Origin of the sequence: Dechloromonas hortensis (genome assembly GCF_009469765.1) — a bacterium.
GTDB classification, from domain to species: domain Bacteria; phylum Pseudomonadota; class Gammaproteobacteria; order Burkholderiales; family Rhodocyclaceae; genus Azonexus; species Azonexus hortensis.
In genome coordinates this window covers 110,479-134,368 of sequence record NZ_SSSQ01000007.1, presented here as the reverse complement: position 1 = coordinate 134,368, position 23,890 = coordinate 110,479, and the positions used below count along the sequence as shown (strand labels likewise).

Sequence of the window (23,890 nt, the reverse complement as noted above, 5' to 3'; positions counted from 1 at the left end):
TTCACGCGAACAGGCGGTGCAATACGGCCAGGTAAGCCGCCGCCTCCGGCGTGCCCTCGGCCGGGGCCCACGCCGCCCTTTCCTCAATGCTCAGCGGCACATAGGGGCCGGCCTTGGCTTCGAAAAACACCGTGCCGCTGACCAGGGCCAGCACCGTATGGAAAACGCCATGCGGAATATCGATACCGACCACCTCGCCGGCCGGCTCCAGCACAATGCTGCGGTCGACCGCGCCGGAAGGGCAAAAAAGGACGACACCCAAGCGGCCGCGCAGGCAAAGGATGCTTTCATCCTTGTGCGGATCGAAATGGCAATGCGGCATCACGTAGGAATCCGGCTCGATGCCGTTGAGCAAGCGATGCCCCGGATAATCGTCAGCTGGATGGAAATTGCGGTTTTTGCGGCGGCGCGAGGCCAGCCGGGCCTCGTCGCTGACCGCCGTCAGCAACTGCTGATCGATCAGTGTGCTCATTGGTAAACGATCTCGACGTTTTCCGGTTTCAGCCAGTCGCCCAGCGCTTCGAGCAACAGGTCGTCGAGGCGGACCCGGGCATTCTCGCCGAGGATCATTTCGCACTCGGCAGCGGCGTTGGCATAACGCAGACGAACGGCGGCCGGCCCCGGGGCAAAGGGCATGAGCAGGGTTTTCAGCTTGCGCGCATCGGTATTGCCGTTCATGCGCAACAGCAGGTACTTGGCAAAGCGGGCGCGCGCTTCGCCGACGGTCATCAGCTTGTCGGCGGTCACGCTGTTACTGCCGGAAAACTCGTCGAACCTGACCTTGCCTTCGATAATCAGCACCTCGTCGGTGACGATTTTGGCCCGCTCGGCTTCGAACAGTTCGTTGAAGACCGTCACCTCGATCATGCCGGTGCCGTCGTCGAGCTGCACGAAGAGCATCTTGCCGCGCCGGGTCATCTGGGTCCGGACGCCAACCACCACGCCAGCCAGCATGGTCAATTCCTTGGACGGCTCAAGCTTGTTGAGTGGCCGGCGGATGAAGCGCGACAGCTCTTTCTTGCAGGTGTTGTACGGATGGCCGGAGAAGAAGAAGCCGAGCGCGGTCTTCTCCTGCATCAGCTTTTCCTTTTCGTCCCACGGCTTGACGTTGACGTATTGCGGCGCATGCTCCTCGGCGACATTGCCGATGTCGAACAGGCTGGTCTGCATCGCATTGCGTTCGGCCTGATCGGCAAACTCCATCGCCACGCCGACCGAAGCGAGCAGCTTGTAGCGATCGCTGTCGATACTGTCGAAGGCGCCGGCCTTGATCAGCGCCTCGGTGGTGCGACGGTTGACCATGCGCTTGTCGCAGCGCTGGCAGAAATCGAACAGGTCCTTGAACGGCCCGCCCGCCTCGCGCGCGCGCAGGATGTCGTTGACCGCCTGCTCGCCGGTACCCTTCACCGCGCCCAGGCCGTAGCGGATAGTGCTGCGGTCGACCGGCTCAAAACGGTAATTTGAAGCGTTGATGTCCGGCCCGAGCATCTTGAGCTTGTTGGCAGGCCCCACGGCATCTTCATAGAAGATCTTGACCGAGTCGGTGTTGTCCATGTCGGACGACATGGTCGCCGCCATGAAGGCGGCGCAGTGGTAACGCTTCAGCCAGGCGGTATGGTAGGTGACGACGGCGTAGGCGGCGGTGTGCGACTTGTTGAAGCCGTACTCCGCGAACTTGGTCATCAGGTCGAACAACTGTTCGGCCAGCGCCGGGTCGTAGCCCAGCTTCTTGGCACCCTCGGCGATGGTCTCGCGGTGCTTGGCCATTTCCTCGGGCTTTTTCTTGCCCATCGCCCGGCGCAGCATGTCGGCACCACCCAGCGTGTAGCCGCCGATGATCTGCGAAATCTGCATCACCTGTTCCTGGTACACGATGACGCCGTAGGTCGGCGACAGGCAGGCGGTCAAGTCGGGGTGGAAATAGTCGATGGCCTGCTGGCCTTTTTTACGCAGGATGAAGTCATCCACCATCCCGGAGCCGAGCGGGCCGGGACGATAAAGCGCCAGCACAGCGATGATGTCTTCGAAACGGTCGGGCGCCAGCTTCTTCAGCAGCTTCTTCATGCCCTCCGATTCGACCTGGAAGATCGCCGTCGTATTGGCGTCCTTGAGGATCTGGTAGGCCCCCGGGTCGTTGAAGCCGAGCGCCATCAGGTCGAGCTTCTCGCCGGTCATCCGGCGGATGTACTCGACGGCCAGCTCGATAATGGTCAGATTTCGCAGACCCAGAAAGTCGAACTTGACCAGGCCGACCTTCTCGACGTCGTCCTTGTCGAACTGCGAAACCGACGATGCATCGGCACCGGTCGCCTGGTAGATCGGGCAAAACTCGGTGATCTTGCCGGGCGCGATCAGCACGCCGCCGGCGTGCATGCCGACGTTACGCGTCAAGTCTTCCAAACGGCCGGCCAGGTCGAACAGTTCGCGGATGGTTTCACCGTCGCCGTCGCCTTCCATCATTTCCTTGAGCTGCGGCTCCTGCTCAAGCGCCTCGGCCAGCGATACCGGCTTGTTCTGGACGATCGGGATCAGCTTGGAAATGCGGTCGCACATCGAGTAGGGCAGGCCGAACACCCGGCCGACGTCGCGGATCACCGCCTTCGAGGACATCGTACCGAAGGTGGCGATCTGGCTGACCGCGTCCTCACCGTAGTGCTGGCGGACGTATTCGATGACGCGCCAGCGGTTATCCTGGCAGAAGTCGACGTCGAAGTCGGGCATCGAGACCCGTTCCGGGTTCAGGAAGCGCTCGAACAGCAGGGCATAGGCCAGCGGGTCGATATCGGTAATCAGCAGGCTGTAGGCGACCAGCGAGCCAGCACCGGAGCCCCGCCCCGGTCCGACCGGCACGCCGTTCGCCTTGGCCCACTTGATGAAGTCGGCAACGATCAGGAAGTAGCCGGGAAAGCCCATCTGGACGATGGTGTTGCACTCGAAAACCAGCCGCTCGTCGTATTCCGGCCGGCGTTTCAGGCGCTCTTCCGGGTCCGGGTAGAGCTGTGCCAGACGCAGCTCCAGGCCCTTCTTCGCTTCATCGACCAGAAACTCGTCGATGGTCATGCCTTCCGGAATCGGGAAATTGGGCAGGAAGTTCTTGCCCAGCGTCAGTTCGATATTGCAGCGCTTGGCGATTTCCAGCGAGTTTTCCAGCGCTTCCGGCAGGTCGGCGAATAGCTCGGCCATTTCATCCTGCGTCTTGAAATACTGTTCCTCGGTATAGATTTTCGGCCGCCGGGTGTCGCCCAGCACATAACCTTCGGCGATGCAGACGCGCGCCTCGTGCGCCCGGAAGTCGTCGCGGTTCATGAACTGGATGGGATGCGTCGCGACCAGCGGAATACCCGTTTCGCCGGCCAGATCGGCCGTCTGCTGAACAATTGCCTCCTGCTGCGGTTGACCGTAGCGCTGCACCTCCAGGTAGAAGGCACCGGAAAAAATCGCCTCCCAGGCCTTGGCCCGTTCGCCGGCCAGATCGAAATTGCCGTTGATCAGGGCTTCGCCGACGTCGCCGAGATGGGCGCCGGACAGCGCGATCAGGCCGTCGCAGCCGATTTCGCCGAACCATTCGCGGCGAATCTCGGCCCGGTCGCGCCGCCCTTCGACCAGATAGGCCTTGGACAGCAACTCGCACAACTGCTGGTAACCGGCCCGGTTGCGGGCGAGCAGCAGCAAGCGATAGGCGTCGTCCGGCGACTCGGGATTGGTGATCCAGACATCGGCGCCGGCAATCGGCTTGACGCCCTTGCCGCGCGCCCCGGAGTAGAACTTGACGAGGCCGAAGAGGTTGCCGAGATCGGTCAGCGCCATGGCCGGCATGCCATCGCCGGCGGCGCGCTTGACGGCATCGCCGATGCGGACGATGCCATCGGTCACGGAATATTCGGAATGGAGACGGAGGTGTATGTAGCGCGGGGAATTCATGGGCGCAATTTTACCGCTTGCCACTCCACCCCGCTTGGCCGGCAGCGGCAGAGGGCATGCTGCTTTTAGACAAAGGCCGGCCAGCGCGCTAATCTAGCCGCCAAACGATAACGGGGGGGCAAAGAATGCGGCTGCACGCCAGGCTAGCAGCGATGACGGGCAATCGTTCGGCGCCGGCGACAGCAGGCTGGCCGACTCTGCTGTTTGCCATGCTGCTGCTCCTGACCGGCATCCTGCGACCGGCCCTCGCCACCCCGGTTGAGCGTCAGCACGTACTGGTCATCAGCGCCTACCATGCCGGCCTGCCGTGGACCGACGGCCAACTGGCCGGATTGCAGGAAGGTTTTGCCGCAGCCGGCCGCCCGGTCGAACTGCATATCGAATTTCTCGACACCAAGCGTTTCAGTCCGACGCCGGAATATTTCGCGCACAACGCTCGCCTGCTGGATGAAAAATACCGCTCCCAGAAAATCGACCTGGTCATCACCCAGGACGACGATGCGCTCGATTTCGCGCTGCACCAGCGCCAGACTGGCGCGTTGCCCGGCACCGTCCCGATCGTCTTCAGCGGCGTAGCCGGCCGGCGCACCGCGGCACTGGAAAGCGAGCCTGCCCTGACCGGCGTTTTCGACGATGCCGACATCGACAGCAACATCATCCTGCTGAAGAAACTGCGGCCGACGCTACAGCGCCTGCTCTTCATCCACGACCAGAGCCGTACCGGACTGGCCCAGGCGGCCGGTGCCGCCGCGCTGGGCGCCGAACATCCGGAACTGCGCTTCGAGTTTCTCAGCGCCCTGCCGGCCAGGACGATCCAGGCCAGGCTGGCCGAACTCGACGCCAACAGCGCCGTCATCATGCTGACCTTCAACCGCGACAGCGAGGGACGCCAGTTTTCGCATGCCGAAGCCTCGCAACTGTGGGCTTCCGCAGCCCAGGTACCGCTGATCGCCAAGGAAGACGGCATGCTGGTCCCCAGCGTCCTCGGCGGACTGGTCGTCAGTAGCCACCGCCAGGGGCTGCAGGCCGCCCAGTTGGCCAGCCGCATCCTGGCCGGCGAAGATCCCGAAACCATGCCCCTGAGCCGAGGCTGGAGCGAGGCGATCTTCGACTATCAGCAACTCGCCCGCTTTGGCATCGACCCGGACCTGCTGCCAGCCAACGCGGAAATCCGCAACCGCCCGCCATCGCTGCGCCAGACGTACCCGCGTGAATTCTGGCTGAGCCTGGCCCTGATCAGCAGTCTCGGCCTCATCGCACTGCTGCTGGCGGTCCTCATGCGCCGTTCGCAACGCGCCCAGCGCACGCTGGCCAGCAGCGAGCGCAACTACCGGGAAATTCTCGCGGCGACCAACGAGGCGATCATCATCCAGACACCGAGCGGCGAGATCGTCGAGGCCAACGAAAGCTTCAGTCGCCTTTACGGCCATTCGACCGCTGACGCGCGCCACCTCAGCCTCGCCGAACTGAGCAGCAACCAGCCGCCATTCACACAGAGCGAGGCCCTCCAGCGCCTTACTCAGGCACAGCAAGATGGCGTCCAGGTCTTCGAATGGCATGCCCGGCACCAGAACGGCCAACTGTTCTGGGTGGAAGTGGCGCTGCGCCCGGCCGAAATCGGCGGCCAGCCGCGCCTGGTCGCCGCCGTCCGCGATATCGAACAGCGCAAGCAGACGGAGTCGGCCCTGCGCGCCAGCGAAGAACGCTACCGCCTGCTGCTCCGCCACTCGCCAGTCGGCATCGTGCATTTCGATCTCGACATGAAGATCACCTATGCCAACGACCGCTTCGCCGAAATCCTGCAGGCGCCGCGCGACAAACTGATCGGCATCGACCTGACCCGCCTGCGCGACCAATCGCCGATCCCGGCCTGCCGGCAGGCCACCGAGGGTACGCCGGGCTACTTCCAGGGCGAATACCAGAGCACGCTGTCCGGCCACCGGACCTGGGTCTCGTTCCGTACCGCCCCGGCGATCAGCGCCCAAGGCGAACTGATCGGCGGCATCGGCATCGTCGAGGACATTTCGGCACGTATCGCCGCCGAAAAAGCCGTCCTTCAACTCAATGAAGACCTCGAACACCGCGTCGCCGAACGGACCGCGGCGCTGGTCAAGGCCAATGCCGAAATCAAGGCGGCGATGACGCAACTGGCCCAGGCCGAGCGCCTGGCCGCGCTGGGCAGCCTGGTGGCCGGCGTCGCCCACGAGCTGAACACGCCGCTTGGCAATGCCAATACCGTGGCCAGCACCTTGCGCGGCCGGATCAAGGAACTCAAGGGCAGCCTCGATGCCGGCGCCCTGAGCAAATCCGCCCTGCTCGGCTTCATGAGCGACATCAGCCAGGCCAGCGCGCTGATCGAGCGCAACATCGAACGGGCGGCCGAACTGATCAGCAGCTTCAAACAGGTCGCAGTCGACCAGACCAGCATCCGGCGCCGCCGCTTCGATCTCGCCCAGGCCATGGAAGAAATGCTCGCCACCCTCCGGCCACGCCTGAAACGGACGGTCCACCAGCTAAAAGTCGAGATTCCCGCGGGTATCGTCTTCGACAGCTACCCCGGGCCACTCGAACAGATCGTCGCCAACCTGGTACTCAATTCGCTGACCCATGCCTTTACAGCGGAAATGGTCGGTGAAATCGCGCTGAGCGCCCACCGGGAAGGCGACGAAGCGGTACTCGAGTACCGCGATAACGGGCGTGGCATGGATACGGCCGAAGCCTCCCGCGCCTTCGATCCGTTTTTCACGACCCGGCTCGGCAATGGCGGCAGCGGCCTCGGCCTGTACATCACCCACAACCTGGCTAATGACGTGCTGGGCGGCAAGCTGCAACTCGACACCGCGCCCGGCCAGGGCGTCCGTTACACCCTGCGCCTGCCGCTCAATGCGCCGTTCAAGATCGGCGAAAGCTGAAGCCGCTTCCCGCCGCGCTGCTGGCCGGGCTACATTAACGCCTTCTAATAAGACCGCTTCCGGAGACCAAAGATGACTGTAGCCAGCACCACCGAAAATGCCCCGCTCGTCCTGCGCAACGACCGCGCCGACGGCCTGAGCACGCTGACCTTGAACCGTCCGGGCCAGTTCAATTCGCTGTCCAAGGAGATGTTGACCGCGGTCAAGGCCGAACTCGATGCCATCGCCGGCAACCCGGCCATTCGTGTTGTCGTCATCGCCGGGGCCGGCAAGGCCTTCTGTGCCGGCCACGACCTCAAGGAAATGCGCGCCAACCACAGCAAGGAATTCATGCAGGCGCTGTTCCGCCAGTGCGGCGAACTGATGCTCACCATCACGCGCATGCCGCAACCGGTGATCGCCCGCGTGCACGGCATCGCCACCGCCGCCGGCTGTCAGTTGGTGTCGATGTGCGACCTGGCGGTGGCCGCCGATGTCGCCAAGTTCGCCGTTTCCGGGATCAACGTCGGGCTTTTCTGCTCGACACCCGCCGTCGGGCTGGCGCGCAACCTCGGCCGCAAGGCGGCGCTCGAAATGCTGCTCACCGGCGAATTCATCGATGCCATGGAAGCCAAGGCCAAGGGCCTGGTCAACCGCGTCGTGCCAGCCGATGCGCTGGACGCCGAAATCGAACGGCTGGCCGGCAGCATCCTCGGCAAGAGCGCCGTCGCCATCCGCATGGGCAAGGGCATGTTCTACAAGCAGCTCGAAATGGGGCTTGCTGAAGCGTACGACTACGCCGGTGAAGTAATGGCCTGCAACATGATGAGCGACGATGCCGGCGAAGGCATCGACGCTTTCATGCAGAAACGGCAGCCAGCCTACAAGGGCTGCTGATTACTCGGCCGGCTGCCAGTCGATCGGCAACAGATTGCGGGCCGGCCGGCCGATGTAATAGCCCTGGGCGCGGTGCACTTCCAGCCGCTCCAGTTCGCCGAGGACTTCGGCCGATTCGACATACTCGGCGACCACGGTGATACCCATTTCGCGCGCCAGCGAACGGATGCTGGTGACGAAGGTGTGGTCCTTGTCGCTATTGAGCATGTTGGCGATGAAATCGCCCTCGATTTTCAGATAGTCGATCGGGAAGCGCCGCAGGTAGTGGAAGGACGAGAAGCCGGAACCGAAGTCGTCGATCGCCAGCTTGAAACCGTCCGCCTTCAGGTCGTTGAGGAAACGTTCGAGCAGCCCGAGGTTCTTCACCGTGTCGCGCTCGGTGATCTCGAAGACGATGTGTTGCGGCGAAATGCCACTCTGCGCGACGATGCGACGCAAATCACGGGCAAATTCGTTGAAGACCAGTGAGCGGGGCGACAGATTGACGAAAATTTCACCCTCGTGCCCCTGGGCGGCCAGAATGGCCAGCGCCTGCTCGAGCACCAGCATGTCGAGGCGGTGAATGACCCCCATCTTCTCGGCGATTTCGACGAATTCGTCGGCCCGGATGATCTCGCCGTCGAGTTCGATGCGCGACAGGATTTCGTAGGCGACGATGCGCTTGCTGGCGACATCGAGAATCGGCTGGAAGAAGGGGACGATGCGCCGTGCCTCGAGCGCCTCGAGGACCATGACGCTTTTCTGGGAGATGTCCCGGAATATCGCCACCACGTCCTCTTCGGTCGGTACCGCGACCTGGTCTTTGCCAGCCGCCTTGGCGCGATACATCATGTTGTCGGCAAAGAGCAGCAGATCCTTGGGGTTGTCGGCATGGTCAGGATAAACAGCGAGTCCGATCGAGGCCGTGCCGCGGATGGTAATCCCCTCCGGCGTCTGGATCTCGATCGTCTCGATGGCCCGCCGAATCCGCTCGGCAACCATCGCCACCGCGTCGGCCTGCGCTTCCGGCAGCAGGGCGACGAATTCGTCGCCACCGTAGCGGGCCAGAATATCGCCGTCGCGCAGGGCACTCTGGACCTGGCGGGCAAAGTGCTGCAGGTAGCTGTCGCCCACCGTGTGGCCGTAGTTGTCGTTGATCAGCTTGAAGTTGTCGAGATCGATCAGCAGCAGGCCGAAGCTGTAGTTGTGGCGCTGGGCGCGGCCGACTTCGTAGGAACTCAGCTCCCAGAAGACGCGCTGGTTGAAGAGATCGGTCAACGGATCGCGGGTGGCGTAATACTCGAGGTCGCGGGTGTACTTGTAGATCGCCTTGACCGAGCCGACGACGTTGAGCAGCGTGGACAACACGCCTTCCATGACCAGATAGCGGGTTTCGTCTTCCAGCACACCGGCATGGACGCCGATACCGACAATACCGCCGATCTTCGGCTTGTCGACGAAGAAGGATTTGACGTGCAGCGCGACCTCCTCTTCGGTGAGTTCGATCGAGGCGCCCTGCGGGTTGGCGACATGGTGGTAGATGTTGCATGAACCGAAATCGGAGAAGGCTGCCAAGCCGCTCAGTTCCTGGCGGATGTAACGCTCCATCATGGCGCGGGTCTGGCCGGTGACCGGGCCGCGCCAGAAGATTTCGAGATCGAACAGTTCGTCGTCGATCTTGAAAATCGAGAACAGGGTATGGGCCGGCAGCACGCTGTTGATATCGGTCAGCAGGCGGCCGACGTAGTCGCGCCAGTCGCGCACGACATCGGAGGTAATGACGAATTTTTCGAGCAGCCCGATTTCGAAGGTCAGGATATCCTTGTCGACGGCAATCGTCCGCAGCTTGTCGAGCAGGCGACCGAGCGCACCGACCAGTTGGTTCAGTTCGACAAAACCGAGGTCGTGCTTGGCGATGGTGATATTGCGCAGGTCGCCGACTGCATTGACCTGGTCGAAGTCGGCCTGCAATTGCTCGACCGAACCTTCGATGCGCCGGCTGACCCACCAGACGGCTCCGGCCGCGAGCAGGAAGGCGAGCGGCAGCAGGACGGCAAAGGCGAGCAGCAGTTCGCGCCGGGCATCGGCCAGCAGGCTGGCGTATTCCTGGCGCACCTCGACGGCACCGAGCACGGCGCCGACCTCGGCATTGCGGTGGCAACGCAGGCAACGCTCCTGGGCGATCAGCGGGTAGATGTGGCGGGCATAGTCGTGCGTGCCGCGGCGGACCGTCTGACCGCTGGCCATGACGCTCTTCAAGTCGTCATCGAGCGGCGGCTGCTCGATTTCGTCGTACAGATCGACGACCACCTGGCTGCGATAGATCTGTACCGTCAGGCCGCTGTCCTTGCCGGATTCGGCCATCGCGCGCAGGAAAGCATCGGCCTGGCTGCGCCGCCAACCCTGACTCATCAACTGGTACATCGAGGCGAAGGCAATGCGGGTGGTCGCCTCCGAAGTCCGCGTCGCATTGGCGCGAACGACGTGATCGAACACCCGGTCGAGCGACCAGTAGGCGCCGCCAAAGAAAAGCACGGCGACAATGGCCGAGGCGCCAAAGACAAAATATCTTATACGCATTATTTATAATTCTCCCTGCGCGGGATTATCCCTGATTTCACCGGCGAAGGAAGCCGCAGCAGGCAAGCCGGGAAAACCGCAGCCCGCGGCGCGGCGGAAGGCGGGGTAAAATCCCGCCCCATGTTCGCCCTTTCTCCTACCCGCCAGACCCTGCTGCTGTTCCTGCTTGCCCTCGCCGTGCTGCTGCCCGGCATCTGGGAAGCGACCGGGCTGACCGGCAAGGATGAGTTCTTCCTCGGCCTGCGTACGCCGATCGAAATGATCGAAGGCAATCACTGGCTGGTGCCTTTCCTCGACCACGCACCGCGCATTCGCAAACCGCCCCTGCTCTACTGGCTGGGCCGCGTCAGTTTCGAAACCTTCGGCATCTCATTAGTGAGCGCTCGCTTCGTTGGCGTGCTTTTTACAGCCTTACTCATTGTTGCCACCGCCGGCATCGCCCGCCGCTTGTCCGGCAAGGCCGAAACCGGCTGGCTGGCCGGCTGCATCCTGCTCGGCTGCCTTGGCATCGCCAGCGAAGGTCGTCGTTTCATGCTCGACGTACCGGTCGCCGCGCTCTCGGCCACGGCCTTCTGGGCCTTTCTGATCTGGCTGGATTTACGCCGTTTCTGGTGGTTGACCGCAGCCACCCTGCTCCTGGCCGCCGGTTTCCTGACCAAGGGGCCGATCGTCGCCCTCGTCTTCGGCGGCGGCTGCCTGGCGCTGCTCTTCGGTCGCCGCCTGCGTTTCGGCAATCTCCGGCCGCAGCTCGGCAGCCTGGTGGTGCACGGCGTGCTGTGGGCGGTGCTGGCCCTGCCCTGGTTCTTCGTCGTCCGCCTGCTTTACCCGGAAGCGGTCGACCTGGTGCTGGCCGACGAACTGGAATCCCGCCAGTTCTTCAACCTCTCGCCCGGCATCCTGCTCGGCCTGCTCAACGTCGCCCTGCCCTGGGTCTTCGTCTTCGCGCTCGCCGTCTGGCAACAGCGGCGTGCCTCGGCAACGGCCCGGCTGGCCCTCGTCTGGTTCCTTGCCACTTTCCTGCCCTTCCTGTTCATCAAGAGCTTCGACCGCTACCTGATCGGCTCGCTGGTCCCCTTCGCCATCTTTCTGGCACTGACCCTGCCCCAGCTTCAGGCGCGCTGGCCGTTCCGCCTCGGCGCCCTGCTCGCCCTGCTGCTCGGCGCGGCGCTGGCTGGCTTCACCGCCTGGTTCGGGCTGGGCGGCTGGTACTGGCTGATCCTGCCCGCCGCCTATCTCGGCTGGGCCTGGTGGCAAGCACGCAGCCTCGGCCATACGCTGGCCGCCCCAGCCCTGTTCTGGAGTGCGCTGCTCTGGGGCGTTTTCCCGGCCATCGGCGTCAATGCTGTGCCGGACCGCGTTGTCGAACTGGCTCGCCAGCAGCCGGTTGCCATGTTCGACGGGCCGCAACCGGCCATGCTGCCGATCTTGAGCGGCCAGGCCCAACGCCATTACGCCGGGCTCGACCAGTTCGACCTGAGCGAACTGGCGGCCAGCCGGACCCCGGTTTTCCTTGAAGACAAAGACCTTGCCCGCTTCCAGCAGAGCTTGAGCGCCGCCGGCTATACCGCCAGCGAACTCGGCAGCTACCAGACCCTGGCCTCGCACGGCTCGGGCCTGCGTTTCGCCCGCGTCGGCGCAAAAACGGCCGACTGGCAGGCGGCATTGGCCAGCCGTTCGCTGGCGCCACTGCTGACCACCGTGCGCTGGTTCGAGATCAAAGCCCAATGATACAAATGCCCGAAAAACTGCCGCGCTGGCTGGCCCCGCTGCTCTTTGCCGCCGCCCTGGCCGGTGCCTTCTGGCGCGCCCCGAGCCCGGAAGCAGCGGCCTTCGTGCCGCCGCCCGTCGCCGCCCCGTCGCCCCTGCCCGCCGTCTTTGCTGCCGAAATGCTACCCCGGGTCGCCGCCTCGGCGCATGCCGCCAGCCTGACCCAACTGGCCGACGGTCGCATCGCCGCGGCCTGGTTTGCCGGGTCGAAAGACGGAGCCGACGATGTCGCCATCTGGTTCAGCGTGCTCGGCCGCGACGGCTGGAACGAAGCGCAGCCGATCGCCAACCGGGAAAGCACGGCGGGCGGCACCTTCGCCCATGTCCGCAAACTCGGCAACCCGGTGCTCTACACCGAAGGCAGCTGGTTGCACCTGTGGTACGTCAGTGTCGCCGTTGGCGGCTGGGCCGGCAGCTCGATCAATCACAGCGTATCGACCGATGGCGGCAAGACCTGGAGCAAGCCAAGCAAGCTGCAGACCTCGCCCTTCGCCAACATCAGCACGCTGGTCCGCACGCCACCGCTGCCGCTGGCCGATGGCGGCCTCGGCCTGCCGGTCTATCACGAGTTCATCGCCAAGCACGGCGAATGGCTGCGCCTGGCGCCGACAGGGCAGATTCTCGACAAGGTCCGCATGCCGCACCCGGTGCGCACGCTGCAACCGGCAGTCGTCGCCCTCGACGAGCAGCGCGCCATCGCCTTGCTGCGCGATGCCGGCCCCGGGCCGGGCAAGGTACAGCTATCGCTGACGCAAAACGGCGGCCAGCGCTGGGAAGAAGGCGCCGCGCTGGCGGTGCCCAACCCGAATGCCTCGGTCGCCCTGCTCCGCCTGAAGAGCGGCCGCCTGCTGCTAGCCGGCAATCCGCAGGACAGCCGCGAAGCCATGCTGTTGTGGCTGTCGGCCGACGAAGGCAAGACCTGGCAGCCGAGCCGCACCGTCGAGAGCGCTCCCGACGGCGGCGCCGAATTCTCCTACCCGGCCTTGCTGCTCGGCCGCGACAGCCGTATCCACCTGACATATACCTGGCGCCGCCAGGGCATCAAGCACGCCACCTTCAGCGAAGCCTGGCTGGACGGGGAAACACCATGAATGCACTGGCCGCCTACGGTCTACTCGCCCACGGGCTGATTTTTGGCGCCCTCGCCACCTTGCTGCCGCTCGGCGAACTGCGCGCCCGCGTCGCGCTGGCGGCGACGACGCTCGCCTTGCTGGTCGGCATCGCCCCGGTCATGCACGGCACCTTCGGCACGCCATCGCTGACCTTGCTGCAACTGGCCATCCTGCACCTGGCCAACCGCCAGCCGTCGCCGTTGAGCTTCGCGCCGGCCCTCGGCCTGCTCGGCTTCGTTGCCTTGTTTTATCCGGCGGCACTGGGCTGGGGGGCATTCGACCCCTATGCCCTGGGTTACCAGCCATGGGCACTACTCGTCGCCTTGCTGCCGGTCGCCGCGGCGCTATGGTGGCGGCGCCAGGACAGCTGGCTGCTGATCCTCGCCATCGACCTCGCCGGCTACGCCAGCGGTCTTTTCGCCAATCTGTGGGATGTGCTGTTCGACCCGCTGCTGGTGCTGCTGGCGCTGGTCATCGTCGGCCGTCGCGGCGTCATCCGCCTTATCGCGTCAAGGACTCGCTGATCAGCTTGCGGATATTGCCGGCCTCGAAGGGCTTGTCGCAGATCGCCGATACGCCGGCCCGCTCGACCGCCGCCAGCCGGCCCATGTTCTGCTCGCTGGTCACCATCAGCACCGGCACCGAGTTCTGCCAGCTTTGCGTGCGGATGTATTCGGTCAACTCGCGGCCATCCATTTCCGGCATGTTGTAGTCGGTGATGACCAGATCGACCATCGTTTCCTGCAACAGATCCACCGCTTCCTTGCCGTTGACTGCCTCGGTGATGCGCTCGATGCCGAGCTCCTCAAGCAGGCGGCGCAAATGGCGGCGCGAGGCCAGGCTGTCATCAACGAGCAGGACGCGCAGGCTTTCGATTTCGGCGACATCGAGGTCTTCCGGCGGGTTCAGGTAGTCGGCGGCGGCGAACAGCGCCCGCGACAACTGCTGCTCGCTGAACGGCTTGGCGACAATGCTGCAGGCGCCCGACTGGCGAACCGGCTCCAGCACCTGTGGCCGGGTTTCGCTGGAGACCAGGATGAAGGGAATGCTTTCCAGCTCCTCGTCGGCGCGCATCGCCATGACCAGCTCGGTGCCCGCCATGTCCGGCAGGTAGAGGCTGCTGATCACCACCCAGCCGGCCGCCGCCCCCTCGGTCAGCGCGGCGAGGGCCGCCTCGGCGGTATCGACCACCTTGATCTGCCGCACGCCCTGGTGTTGCAGCATGCGCGTCACCAGATTGGCCTGCATGTGTGAAGGTTCGACCAGTAGAACGGACAGGTCAGCCAGCGAGGTGGTCAATGCCATGCAGTCACTCCGGAAAGCGGGGGAATGGCTGCACTATAGCAGTGCGCGCCATTTCACGAGGTCCGGCATGCAGGCAAAAAAATGCCGCACCGGGCAAGGCCGGTACGGCATTGGGACGAACTACCGGCGACGATCAGCCGCGGACGCGGGCGGCGACTTCGGCGACGCGCTGGCCGTAACGCTTGGCGGTATCGAGGTCACCCTGCGGGATTTCATCCACGCTGGCATCGGACGGGGATTGCACGAGGAGGCCGACCGAGCCGCCCAGGCTGTTGACGTCCTGGCGAGTGGATTCCTTCTTGTTGCTCGGCAACAGGCCGAGGCTGACCCAGATGCCGCCGTGCTGCGAGGCCAGCGTCTGCAGGCTGATCAGCGTCGCGCCCTTGTCGCCGACCGGGCTGGCGCTGTTGGTGAAGGCGCCAAAGACCTTGTCCTGCCAGGCACGGGTGAACCAGGCCTTGGACGAGGCATCGGCGAATTTCTTGAACTGCCAGCTCGGGCCACCCATGTAGGTCGGCGTACCGAAGATGATGGCATCGGCGGCGTTCAGCTTGTCCCAGGCGTTTTCCGGCAGATTGCCTTCGGCGTCGATGGCGAGCAGTTCGCCCTGGGCGCCTTCGGCGACATGCTGGGCGACGCGCTGGGTATGGCCGTAGCCGGAGTGATAGACGATGACGACTTTACTCATGGAGTTCTCCTGAAGGGATTGATTTATGAATACTCAAACGGGCGGCAGGTCGAAGAGCAGGAATTCCGTCTCTTCGCCGGCCAGGAATTGCAGGGCACTTTCATCGGCAATCTTGGCGCCGTCGCCGGTCGCCAGGTTTTGGCCATTCAGGGCCAGTCGACCGCGGACGACATGGACATAGGCCAACCGGCCCGCCGCCAGCGTGTAGGACAAGGCTTCGCCAGCGCCGAGCAGGCTGGCCCACAGCCGGGCATCCTGGCCGATGGTCGTGCTGCCCTCGGCGCCATCTGGTGAGGCGACCAGGTGCCAGTGACCGCGCATCTCGCCGATGCCCAGCGCCTGCTGCTCGTAGCTGGCCGGCCGGCCGTGGACGGCCGGTTCAATCCAGATCTGCAGCAGGTGGGTGGCCTCGTCGGGCGAGGGATTGAACTCGCTGTGCAGGATGCCGGTGCCGGCACTCATCCGCTGCACTTCGCCACGCCGGATGACGTCGCCGTTGCCCAGGCTGTCCTTGTGCTCCAGCGCGCCGGACAGGATGTAGGTGACGATTTCCATGTCGCGATGGCCGTGCCGGCCGAAGCCGGTGCCGGGTGCGACGCGGTCTTCGTTGATGACGCGCAGCGCGCCCCAGCCCATTTCGGCCGCATCGTAATATTCACCGAAGGAGAAACTGTGCCGGGCCAGCAGCCAGCCATGGTCGGCCAGGCCGCGTTCAGCCGAAGGGCGAAGGGTGATCATGGCAACTCCTTGTGAATTATCGATATAGCTTAGTTGCGATGGTAGGCGTAGAGTTCAGCGCTAACCAGCGAATTATTCCGGGCATATCGTTCAATTAAATTCACATGAAAATCAGCCTCGACCTGTTGCAGATTCTCGATGCCATCGAGCGCCACGGCAGCTTCACCGCCGCCGCCAACGCGCTGCATCGCGTCCCCTCGGCCTTGTCGCATGCCGTCGCCAAGCTGGAAAGCGAACTGAACGCCCAGCTCTTCAGCCGCAGCGGCCGCAAGGCGACGCTGAACGAAGCCGGCCGCACCCTGCTCGACGATGGCCGCCACCTGCTGCGCGCCGCCGGCGAACTGGAACGCCGCGTCCAGCGCATCGCCACCGGCTGGGAGGCCGAATTGCGCATCGCGATCGACGCCATCATTCCGCTCGAACGCCTCTATCCGCTGCTCGAACGCTTCTATGGCGCCGGCCACGGCACGCAGATCCGGCTCTCCTACGAAGTGCTCGGCGGCTGCTGGGATGCGCTGGCCACCGGCCGGGCCGACCTGGTGATCGGCGCCCCCGGCGACATGCCGGCGCGCAGCGGCATGGCGACCCGGCTGATGTGCGCGCACAGCGATTTCGTCTTTGCCGTCGCCCCCACTCACCCACTGGCCGCCTGGCCGGGCGTCATCCCGAACAGCGAACTGCTGCGCCATCGCGCCATCGTCGTCGCCGATACCTCGCAGGAACTCGACGCGCGCAGCATCGGCCTGATCGAGGGGCAGCCCGCCTTGCGCGTCCCCGACATCCGCAGCAAGGCCAGCGCCCAGGTCGCCGGCCTCGGCATCGGCCACCTGCCGCGCTGGCTGGCCGCTCCGGAAATCGCCGCTGGCCGCCTGGTCGAGAAGGCAGTCAGCGACCCGCGCCCGGCCATGCCGCTGCACCTGGCCTGGCGCAGCCGGCAGCCAGGCAAGGCTCTGGCCTGGTTTCTCGCCGAACTGGCGAAAAATGAGGAAATCGAGGCGTTGACCGCAGGACTCTGATGGCTCAGGATTACCATCCATTCACCATATCCAGTCAATTCCCACGGCATAATCACCGACAACTCGGCCCGACAAGGCTTCCCGCCCGATTCTGCCAAGTTGCCGGAACCATTACCAAAAAACCAAGTCCCTTACTTGGAACAAGGTATTTTTTTAGAATTTACAATTGCTACCATTATTTCAAGCAAGCCTGAGCCTTACGCCGCAGACTGGAATGCATTGGTCATTGACGGATAGCGTTGCAGCGGAACCCTGTCGAGAAAGGTGACCTATGGCATACGAAGTTGAATGGGAACCGGAAGGACTCCTCAAGCGTTTTTCCGGTTTTGTCAGTGGCCGGGAGTTCATCCAGGTAGTCGAACAGACGCAGGCAGATCCTCGCTTCGACGAGGCGCACTACGTCATCAATGACTTTTCGGAAGTCAGCGGCCACAGCTTGTCGGAAGAAACCTTGACCCAGATTTCGGCGATCAATTACGGCGCCCACGCCAGTAATCCGAACTGCCGGATTGTCTATGTGACGACCGACGAAAGCCTGAAGGAACGGGTCAGACAGGTTCTCATCGCCTCCAACATGTCCTCCTACCAGACCGAGATCTGCCCCAGCCTGACCGAGGCCCGGGACTGGCTGGACAGCCAGCCCAAACTGCACCTGCTGAGCAACGTCATGGGCTTCCGCAACATCTAGCCGCTACCGGGTAGCCGACAGATTTCGTATTTTTAGTTTTTTTAGCAGTCAACCGCACTCGCCGGTCGCCTAGCCAAATCTTGCCAGGTGCTCGGCAATCTCAGTGAACAAGGGACGGCGCCCGACCATCGGGTCATGGCAACGCTCCGCCAAGGCCCGCAGGGCACTCACGGTTTCCGGCTCGCCGGCCGGGCAAAGATCGAGCAGTTCGTCGAGCAGGCAGGCGAAGGCGCGCACCTCGATGCGTTGCAGGGCTTGCGCCCGGACCGTCGCCTCCGGCTCGAAGAAGGATGCGGCGCCGAAGTCGCCGAGCAGGCAATCGCCGGCCGCGTGGTAGAGGATGTTGTGGGCGTAGAGATCGCCATGCAGGATGCCCTGGCGGTGCAGATGGCGGGCCGCCGAAGCGATGCCGCGGGCAATGCCGAGCACGGTCGGCAGCGGCAAGCCGGCGCCCGCCGGGTAGACGTCGCGGGTGCAGGAGTCGAGGCTGGGCGGGCCGGCCAGATTGAGGTAATCGGTCGCGATCAGCGCCATCACCAGGCCATCGGCCGCCTGCGGATGGCCGGTCACTTTGCCGAGCACCGGAATCAGGTTGGGATGGGTACCGGCGGCGATGCAGGCATCCATTTCGCTGTGCGGTAGGCCATCGCTGGTCAGCGCCCCCTTGAACAGCTTGACGGCAACCTCGCCCGCCCCATCGGTGGCCCGGAAAATTTCGCCGGAAGCGCCCTCGCCCAGTTTCTCGGCCAGGCTCAGCGTCGCCCAGTCGATCTCGCCAATCGGGTGACGGGCCAGCACCGCGGCCTCCGAGCGGTCGCTGAACGGGTTGCCGGAATAGGCCAGCCAGGCGAGCCGAGGCAGCGTCAGCAGCCAGTCCGGCAAGGCTTCCAGCCGGTTGGCGGCAATCCGCAGCAGTTCCAGATTGCGGCACTCGGCCAAGGCCGCGGGCAAATGCTGCAGCCGGTTGCCGGCCAGCATCAGTTTCTGCAGCGATTTACAGCGCCCGATCGCGGCCGGCAGTTCTTCGATCCGGTTGTCGGTCAGCACCAGCCAGCGCAAGTTCGGCGGCAGGGCGGCGGCCGGCACCTCGGCAATCCGGTTGGCCCGGAAGCCGATCATGCTCAGTTGCGGGCAGGCACCGAGCACCTCCGGTAGCCGGGTGAAGTGGTTGTCGGAGCAGAAAATGATGCGCAGCTTGTGCAGTCGCGGCAGATCGTCGGGCAGGCTGCTCAGCGCGTTGCCGGAGAGGTTGAGAATCTCCAGCGAATCGGCCAGCTCGAAAATCTCGGCCGGAAATTCAGTCAGACCGCAGCTCAGGTCGAGCCGCCGGATGCCGGTCAGTTGGCCGGCGCGCAATCGGGAAAGGGTATCCATGACTTTCGGCCGCTCGCAGCGGCTGCGTGAAAATTGACCAAACTGGCAGGTCGACCGCAGGCATCGCCCGCCAGGCGCCGCAAACGGTCTATTCGGCCTCCGCCCACTCGATGATCGCCCGCCATTGCTCGAGATCGCGCTCGGCGCGGGACGGCGGCAGGTCGAAAATGGTCATGCCGGCACCGGTGGCCTGGACATAGACCTGGGTATCGCGCAGATAGGCGAGCACCGGCAGGTCGAACGTAGCGAAAAACTTTTCCAGCTCGCCGGCGGCACGCGTCCGCGCATCGACCCGCATGCCGATCACCGCGACATCGGCCCGTCCCTTGCGCACGGCCTTTTCGGAGAGCAGTTCGGTCAGGAAATGGCGGGTCGCCAGCATGTCGAACATCGACGGCTGGACCGGCACGATAACCCGGGTCGACAACTTGAGCACCTTGTCGAGCATCTTGCCGTGCAGGCCGGCCGGCGTGTCGAGGACGACGTGGGTGGTGCCTTTCGGCGGTCGCGAGATGTTGTCGGCGCCGATTTCCCAGGTGTCGATGCTGGGCAGCGCGAAAGGCCGGATGGCCAGCCATTCGCGCGACGATTGCTGGCGGTCGATGTCGCCGAGCATCACCTCATGCCGCTTCGAGGCGAAATAGCCGGCCAGGTTGGTGGCCAGCGTGCTTTTGCCGGAGCCGCCCTTGGGATTGGCGACGAGAAAGGCTTTCATGCCTGCAACTCCCGTTTGTCGAGGATGTGCCGCACTAGATTGACGTGTTCGCGCAGCGTATAGACGAGATCGGTGAAACCGAGTGGCACGTGGAGCTGACTGGCTTCGTCGTCGAGCGTATCGAGCCGGCTGCGGTATTCGGCCAGCTTGGCGGCATCGAAATGATGCTTGAGGTCTTCTTCGAGGAATTTCAGTTCGCCGTAGCAGCGGAAGACCTTGGAACGGACCCGCCAGGTGTAGATGGCCGGGGCGATCCTGAGCAGCGGAATGAGCAGAGCGACGATCGGTACCAGCAGCACGATCAGCCGGTCGACCAGCACGGCCAGCCAGAATGGCAGGTAGCGCTGCAGGAAGGAGGGACCGGACTTGTAGTAGCGCGCCGCATCGGGCGACAGCGGCAGCATCTGGTCCTTGTAGGCCGGGAATTCGCCAGCATCCTGGAAAAAGCCGGACTTGCCATGCACTTCGCTGGCCGCCTGCAGCAGCAGGCTTTGCAGGGCCGGATGCAGATCGTCACGGACGATCAGGTTGGCGGTCGGCGCCAGCACCTTGATGTCCTCCGGCGGAAAATCGCGGACCAGGTCGGCGACGCCGTGCGGAAAGGTCAGCTTGGTCAGGAAGGGAAAGCGGCGCTGGTAGGCGCCGGCCTGGGCGAAGCTCATCACCTTGATGCCGGGCGAACGGAGCAGCACCTGGACGACCGGCGCCTTTTCGGCGGCGATGATGAAAGCGGCGTCGATCCGTCCCTGCTGCAGCTCCTCGGCCGCCGCCAGACCGGCCAGGGGCACCAGGCGCTCGCCGGCCGGAATTTCGTTGGCGGCCAGCAGTTGCTGCGCCAGTTGCCGCACGCCGGAGCCTTCCTGGCCGATGGCGATACGCTTGCCGCGCAATTCGGTCAGCCGGGTCAGCGGCTTGTCGCCGCGATAAAAGACCCAGACCGGCTCGTAGAACACGCTGCCGAGCGAGCGCAGGCCGCTGTCCTCGTCCTCCGCGTCGTCCTGCGGGGTAATGACGCCGCCCTGGACGAAACCGATCTGCGCCTCGTCCTTTTGCAGGCGTTCGATATTTTCCAACGAACCGGCCGAGGTCTTGACCTCAAGGGTGATGCCGTCGCGGGCGAGGATCGCCGCGTAACGCTGGGCGAACTGGTAGTAGGCGCCGCTCCCGCCGCCGGTGGTGATGACAATGCGGCTCGGCGGTGCCGGCTGGACGAACTGGTAGGCAACGACGAAGCCGATGCCGACGATCAGGAAGATCCACCAGGCGGTGGCGAACAGGTCGCGCAGCGAAAGCAGGCCAGCCTTGATCTTCGCCATCACGGCAGCAGGATGGTCGAACCGGTCGTCTTGCGTGCTTCCAGATCGCGCTGCGCCTGGGCCGCATCCTTCAGGGCATAGCGCTGATTGACCTCGACTTTCACCTGGCCGCTCGCTAACACGGCGAACAGTTCGGCGCCCAGCGCCAGCAAGTCCTCACGCTTGGCGGTATAGCTCATCAAGGTCGGCCGGGTAATGAACAGCGAACCCTTTTGCGACAGCAGCAGCAGGTCGACCGGCGGCACCGGGCCGGAGGCATTGCCGTAGCTGACCATCATGCCCTGCGGCCGCAGGCAGTCGAGCGACCCCATGAAGGTATCCTTGCCGACGCCGTCATAAACCACCGGCACCCCTTCGCCGCCGGTAATTTCGCGAACGCGCTGGGTGAAGTTCTCGCTCGAATAATTGATCACATGGTCGCAGCCATGCGCCCGGGCCAGTTCGCCCTTGGCGGCCGAACCGACGGTGCCGATCACCGTCGCCCCCAGCGCCTTGGCCCACTGGCAGGCGATCAGGCCGACCCCGCCGGCCGCGGCATGGATCAGCACACTATCGCCGGCCTGCACGCGGTAGGTGCGGCGCAGCAGGTAGGCGGCGGTCAGGCCCTGCAGCATCATCGCCGCCGCCGTCTCGAAGGTAATGCTGTCCGGCAGCTTGAGCAGGCGATGCGCCGGGATATTGCGCACCTCGGCATAGGCGCCGACCGGGCCGCCGGCATAGGCGACGCGGTCGCCGACCTTAACCTCGCTGACGCCCTCGCCAACCGCTTCGATGACACCGGCGCCTTCAAGGCCGAGCCCGGCCGGCAATGGCAAGGGGTAGAGGCCGCTTCGATGATAGGTATCGATGAAATTGAGGCCGACCGCGTGATGGCGGACCGTTGCCTCGCCCGGAGCCGGGGCGGGCAGCTCGACTTCTTCCCAGCGCAGCACGTCCGGGCCGCCGGTCTGGTGTATGCGAATGGCGTGGGTCATCATCGTCTCCTGTTAAGGCTGTAATAATCTTCCGGAAAGTGCTGAGCGTATCATTAGGGCATGATTTCAATCCACCGCATCGTACTGCGCCGGCTGCTGCTGGCTTGGGTTGCCGTCTCGCTGCTGGTCGGCGGACTGACCTACTATTTTGAACTCGAACAGATCGACGATGCGGTCGTCGCTCTCGCCGCCAGCCAATCGACCCATTTCGCGCCGGAAGGCCTGAAGACCGGCACCCACACTGCCGAGGAACTGCGCATCCTGGAACAGCGGGCCGGCGAGTTCGTCAAACGCAACTTCGTCGTCATCGAGGTCTACGACCGCCAGGAGCAACGCATCCTGGAGGCGGTCAATCCACAGTACGCGCACATCGAGGCGGAACTGAAGCGCTTCAAGCACAGCTTTCCGCACGACACCCACAGCCATTACCAGAAGTTTGTCATCGGCGACGACACGGTCGTCCAGGTCCTGGTCCCGCTGCCCAGCAAGAACGGCGGCAATGCCGGCTTTTTCGAGGGCGTTTTCGTCGTCGACCGGGCGACCCTGCGCGAGTTTCGCGACCGCCTGTGGCGCACGCTGGCCACCGTGCTATTCGCCGTGCTGGCAACTACCGTACTGCTCTACCCGGTGATCATCGCCCTCAACCGCGACGTCATCCGCTTCTCGCAGGAAGTTCTCAAGGGCAACCTGGAAATGGCCTCGGTGCTCGGCGCCGCCATCGCCAAGCGCGACTCGGACACCGGCGACCACAATTATCGCGTCACGCTGTACGCCATCGAACTGGGCGAAGCGGTTGGCCTGGCGGCCGGCGAAATGCGCCAACTGATCCTCGGCGCCTTCCTGCACGACGTCGGCAAGATCGGCATCAGCGACAACATCCTGCTCAAGCCGGGCAAACTAAGCGACGAGGAATTCACCATCATGCGCACCCATGTCGCGCTCGGCGTCGACATCGTCGAGCAATCGGACTGGCTGCAGGGGGCGCGTGCTGTCATCGAAGGCCATCACGAAAAGTTCGACGGTTCGGGCTATCTACGCGGCCTGAGCGGCAATGACATTCCGCTCAATGCGCGGATCTTCTCGATTGTCGACGTCTTCGACGCGCTGACCTCACGCCGCCCCTACAAGGCGCCGCTACCGCTCGAGGAGGCGCTCGGCATCATTCAGAAGGATGCCGGCACGCATTTCGATCCGTACTTGGTCGAGCATTTCCTCGCCATTGCCGGCAGCCTGCATGCCCGCATCGGAGCAGCCAGCGAAACCGAACTGCAGGCCCGACTGCGCGAACAGGCGATGCACTACTTCCTGCGCGCCTCGGTCGAGGCCAAGACCCCATCACCGGTACCGGCGTAACGACATGCCCACCGGCAAACCGCACGTATCGGTCTTCATCGCCACCAGCCTGGATGGCTTCATCGCCCGCCCAGACGGCGGGCTCGACTGGCTGGAGCGGGCCAATGCCGACGTGCCGCCCGGGGAAGATTGCGGCTACCAGGCGTTCATGGCGTCGGTAGACGTGCTGGTCATGGGCCGGCTCACCTACGAGAAAGTCTTGAGCTTTGGCGAGTGGCCCTATGCCGGCAAGCGCGTCATTGTGCTGTCCAGCCGCAAACAGGTGCGGCCAGCCCCTTACCCCGAGGTCGTCGAGTCGTCAAACGAGTCGCCCCGGCAACTGCTGGCCCGGCTCCACGCCGAAGGCTGCCGGCATGTCTATCTCGATGGCGGCTTGACGATTCAAGGTTTTCTGCGCGAAGGCCTGGTCGATGAACTGACCATCACCAGCATCCCGATCCTGCTCGGCAGCGGGCGCCCGCTGTTCGGGCCACTGAGCACGGACATACCTTTCCGGCTCCAGGCCAGCCGGTCATTTGCCTTTGGTTTCGTGCAGAACACCTATCGGCGCAGCACCAGCTAATCAGATCGCGGACA

General features: G+C 64.2%; 19 protein-coding genes. 9 read left to right on the top strand and 10 right to left on the bottom strand.

Features of this window, described 5'->3' with window-relative positions; genetic code table 11:
• Window position 1: 1 nt before the first annotated feature.
• Together GH663_RS12800 and dnaE are read right to left on the bottom strand one after the other, a co-directional pair.
• Complete coding sequence (locus tag GH663_RS12800) at window positions 2-472, bottom strand: WbuC family cupin fold metalloprotein (RefSeq protein ID WP_153132133.1); 471 nt, start codon at window positions 470-472, stop codon at window positions 2-4.
• Window positions 469-3,921, bottom strand: a complete 3,453-nt coding sequence (dnaE, locus tag GH663_RS12795; RefSeq protein WP_211371141.1) for a DNA polymerase III subunit alpha — start codon at window positions 3,919-3,921, stop codon at window positions 469-471. Before dnaE ends, GH663_RS12800 begins: the two co-directional genes overlap by 4 nt.
• 152 nt (window positions 3,922-4,073) lie before the next feature.
• Here dnaE and GH663_RS12790 point away from each other — a divergent pair, with 152 nt between their 5' ends.
• Window positions 4,074-6,833, top strand: coding sequence for a sensor histidine kinase (locus tag GH663_RS12790; RefSeq protein WP_170291418.1), 2,760 nt, complete (start codon window positions 4,074-4,076; stop codon window positions 6,831-6,833).
• Window positions 6,834-6,905: 72 nt separating this feature from the next.
• Window positions 6,906-7,709, top strand: coding sequence for an enoyl-CoA hydratase (locus GH663_RS12785; protein WP_153132131.1), 804 nt, complete (start codon window positions 6,906-6,908; stop codon window positions 7,707-7,709).
• Here the strand turns inward: GH663_RS12785 and GH663_RS12780 are convergent, their stop codons facing one another.
• Window positions 7,710-10,268 carry a GGDEF domain-containing phosphodiesterase gene (locus tag GH663_RS12780; RefSeq protein ID WP_153132130.1) on the bottom strand — a complete coding sequence of 853 codons (2,559 nt, stop codon included), beginning with the start codon at window positions 10,266-10,268 and terminating at the stop codon, window positions 7,710-7,712.
• Window positions 10,269-10,388: 120 nt separating this feature from the next.
• On the opposite strand from GH663_RS12780, the gene GH663_RS12775 reads away from it, so the two are divergent.
• The 3 genes from GH663_RS12775 to GH663_RS12765 are packed head-to-tail and all read left to right on the top strand — an operon-like array spanning window position 10,389 to window position 13,671.
• Window positions 10,389-11,996: a glycosyltransferase family 39 protein gene (locus GH663_RS12775; protein ID WP_153132129.1), complete on the top strand. Its 1,608-nt coding sequence runs from the start codon at window positions 10,389-10,391 to the stop codon at window positions 11,994-11,996.
• Between the two features lie 5 nt (window positions 11,997-12,001).
• Window positions 12,002-13,126, top strand: a complete 1,125-nt coding sequence (locus GH663_RS12770; RefSeq protein ID WP_170291417.1) for a sialidase family protein — start codon at window positions 12,002-12,004, stop codon at window positions 13,124-13,126.
• A complete protein-coding gene (locus GH663_RS12765; RefSeq protein ID WP_153132127.1) occupies window positions 13,123-13,671 on the top strand; it encodes a hypothetical protein in 549 nt (182 codons plus the stop codon). The genes GH663_RS12770 and GH663_RS12765 overlap by 4 nt, the downstream gene beginning before the upstream one ends.
• On the opposite strand, the gene GH663_RS12760 is transcribed toward GH663_RS12765, so the two are convergent.
• From GH663_RS12760 to GH663_RS12750, 3 genes are all read right to left on the bottom strand, one after another.
• A complete protein-coding gene (locus GH663_RS12760) occupies window positions 13,649-14,452 on the bottom strand; it encodes a response regulator (protein ID WP_211371140.1) in 804 nt (267 codons plus the stop codon). The genes GH663_RS12765 and GH663_RS12760 overlap by 23 nt on opposite strands.
• A gap of 133 nt (window positions 14,453-14,585) precedes the next feature.
• The gene (locus tag GH663_RS12755; protein ID WP_153132126.1) at window positions 14,586-15,140 is read right to left on the bottom strand and encodes a flavodoxin family protein; all 555 of its coding nucleotides are present in this window, start codon (window positions 15,138-15,140) and stop codon (window positions 14,586-14,588) included.
• 33 nt (window positions 15,141-15,173) lie between these two features.
• Window positions 15,174-15,878, bottom strand: a complete 705-nt coding sequence (locus GH663_RS12750; protein WP_153132125.1) for a pirin family protein — start codon at window positions 15,876-15,878, stop codon at window positions 15,174-15,176.
• Window positions 15,879-15,982: 104 nt separating this feature from the next.
• Here GH663_RS12750 and GH663_RS12745 point away from each other — a divergent pair, with 104 nt between their 5' ends.
• Window positions 15,983-16,894, top strand: a complete 912-nt coding sequence (locus tag GH663_RS12745; RefSeq protein WP_153132124.1) for a LysR family transcriptional regulator — start codon at window positions 15,983-15,985, stop codon at window positions 16,892-16,894.
• A 271-nt stretch (window positions 16,895-17,165) separates the two neighbouring features.
• Window positions 17,166-17,582 carry a nitroreductase family protein gene (locus GH663_RS12740; RefSeq protein ID WP_153132123.1) on the top strand — a complete coding sequence of 139 codons (417 nt, stop codon included), beginning with the start codon at window positions 17,166-17,168 and terminating at the stop codon, window positions 17,580-17,582.
• Window positions 17,583-17,651: 69 nt separating this feature from the next.
• Here GH663_RS12740 and GH663_RS12735 read toward each other — a convergent pair whose 3' ends face one another.
• The 4 genes from GH663_RS12735 to GH663_RS12720 form a co-directional block, all read right to left on the bottom strand.
• Window positions 17,652-18,956 (bottom strand): leucine-rich repeat-containing protein kinase family protein, encoded by a 1,305-nt coding sequence (locus tag GH663_RS12735; protein WP_153132122.1) that lies wholly within the window; start codon window positions 18,954-18,956, stop codon window positions 17,652-17,654.
• Window positions 18,957-19,044: 88 nt separating this feature from the next.
• Entirely contained in the window at window positions 19,045-19,671 is a 627-nt protein-coding gene (locus GH663_RS12730; RefSeq protein ID WP_153132121.1) for a nucleotide-binding protein, read from the bottom strand.
• Window positions 19,668-20,987, bottom strand: a complete 1,320-nt coding sequence (locus tag GH663_RS12725) for a TAXI family TRAP transporter solute-binding subunit (protein ID WP_246181585.1) — start codon at window positions 20,985-20,987, stop codon at window positions 19,668-19,670. Before GH663_RS12725 ends, GH663_RS12730 begins: the two co-directional genes overlap by 4 nt.
• Window positions 20,987-21,961: a quinone oxidoreductase family protein gene (locus GH663_RS12720; protein WP_153132119.1), complete on the bottom strand. Its 975-nt coding sequence runs from the start codon at window positions 21,959-21,961 to the stop codon at window positions 20,987-20,989. Before GH663_RS12720 ends, GH663_RS12725 begins: the two co-directional genes overlap by 1 nt.
• 60 nt (window positions 21,962-22,021) lie before the next feature.
• Here GH663_RS12720 and GH663_RS12715 point away from each other — a divergent pair, with 60 nt between their 5' ends.
• Together GH663_RS12715 and GH663_RS12710 are read left to right on the top strand one after the other, a co-directional pair.
• The gene (locus GH663_RS12715) at window positions 22,022-23,314 is read left to right on the top strand and encodes an HD-GYP domain-containing protein (RefSeq protein WP_153132118.1); all 1,293 of its coding nucleotides are present in this window, start codon (window positions 22,022-22,024) and stop codon (window positions 23,312-23,314) included.
• 4 nt (window positions 23,315-23,318) lie between these two features.
• Window positions 23,319-23,876 carry a dihydrofolate reductase family protein gene (locus GH663_RS12710; protein ID WP_153132117.1) on the top strand — a complete coding sequence of 186 codons (558 nt, stop codon included), beginning with the start codon at window positions 23,319-23,321 and terminating at the stop codon, window positions 23,874-23,876.
• Window positions 23,877-23,890: the final 14 nt, after the last annotated feature.

What these genes read in the sequence shown, in the direction of transcription:
- GH663_RS12800 (WP_153132133.1), bottom strand. Translation starts at nt 472, where the DNA reads ATGAGCACACTGATCGATCAGCAGTTGCTGACGGCGGTCAGCGACGAG.
- dnaE (WP_211371141.1), bottom strand. Translation starts at nt 3,921, where the DNA reads ATGAATTCCCCGCGCTACATACACCTCCGTCTCCATTCCGAATATTCC.
- GH663_RS12790 (WP_170291418.1), top strand. Translation starts at nt 4,074, where the DNA reads ATGACGGGCAATCGTTCGGCGCCGGCGACAGCAGGCTGGCCGACTCTG.
- GH663_RS12785 (WP_153132131.1), top strand. Translation starts at nt 6,906, where the DNA reads ATGACTGTAGCCAGCACCACCGAAAATGCCCCGCTCGTCCTGCGCAAC.
- GH663_RS12780 (WP_153132130.1), bottom strand. Translation starts at nt 10,268, where the DNA reads ATGCGTATAAGATATTTTGTCTTTGGCGCCTCGGCCATTGTCGCCGTG.
- GH663_RS12775 (WP_153132129.1), top strand. Translation starts at nt 10,389, where the DNA reads ATGTTCGCCCTTTCTCCTACCCGCCAGACCCTGCTGCTGTTCCTGCTT.
- GH663_RS12770 (WP_170291417.1), top strand. Translation starts at nt 12,002, where the DNA reads ATGCCCGAAAAACTGCCGCGCTGGCTGGCCCCGCTGCTCTTTGCCGCC.
- GH663_RS12765 (WP_153132127.1), top strand. Translation starts at nt 13,123, where the DNA reads ATGAATGCACTGGCCGCCTACGGTCTACTCGCCCACGGGCTGATTTTT.
- GH663_RS12760 (WP_211371140.1), bottom strand. Translation starts at nt 14,452, where the DNA reads ATGGCATTGACCACCTCGCTGGCTGACCTGTCCGTTCTACTGGTCGAA.
- GH663_RS12755 (WP_153132126.1), bottom strand. Translation starts at nt 15,140, where the DNA reads ATGAGTAAAGTCGTCATCGTCTATCACTCCGGCTACGGCCATACCCAG.
- GH663_RS12750 (WP_153132125.1), bottom strand. Translation starts at nt 15,878, where the DNA reads ATGATCACCCTTCGCCCTTCGGCTGAACGCGGCCTGGCCGACCATGGC.
- GH663_RS12745 (WP_153132124.1), top strand. Translation starts at nt 15,983, where the DNA reads ATGAAAATCAGCCTCGACCTGTTGCAGATTCTCGATGCCATCGAGCGC.
- GH663_RS12740 (WP_153132123.1), top strand. Translation starts at nt 17,166, where the DNA reads ATGGCATACGAAGTTGAATGGGAACCGGAAGGACTCCTCAAGCGTTTT.
- GH663_RS12735 (WP_153132122.1), bottom strand. Translation starts at nt 18,956, where the DNA reads ATGGATACCCTTTCCCGATTGCGCGCCGGCCAACTGACCGGCATCCGG.
- GH663_RS12730 (WP_153132121.1), bottom strand. Translation starts at nt 19,671, where the DNA reads ATGAAAGCCTTTCTCGTCGCCAATCCCAAGGGCGGCTCCGGCAAAAGC.
- GH663_RS12725 (WP_246181585.1), bottom strand. Translation starts at nt 20,987, where the DNA reads ATGGCGAAGATCAAGGCTGGCCTGCTTTCGCTGCGCGACCTGTTCGCC.
- GH663_RS12720 (WP_153132119.1), bottom strand. Translation starts at nt 21,961, where the DNA reads ATGACCCACGCCATTCGCATACACCAGACCGGCGGCCCGGACGTGCTG.
- GH663_RS12715 (WP_153132118.1), top strand. Translation starts at nt 22,022, where the DNA reads ATGATTTCAATCCACCGCATCGTACTGCGCCGGCTGCTGCTGGCTTGG.
- GH663_RS12710 (WP_153132117.1), top strand. Translation starts at nt 23,319, where the DNA reads ATGCCCACCGGCAAACCGCACGTATCGGTCTTCATCGCCACCAGCCTG.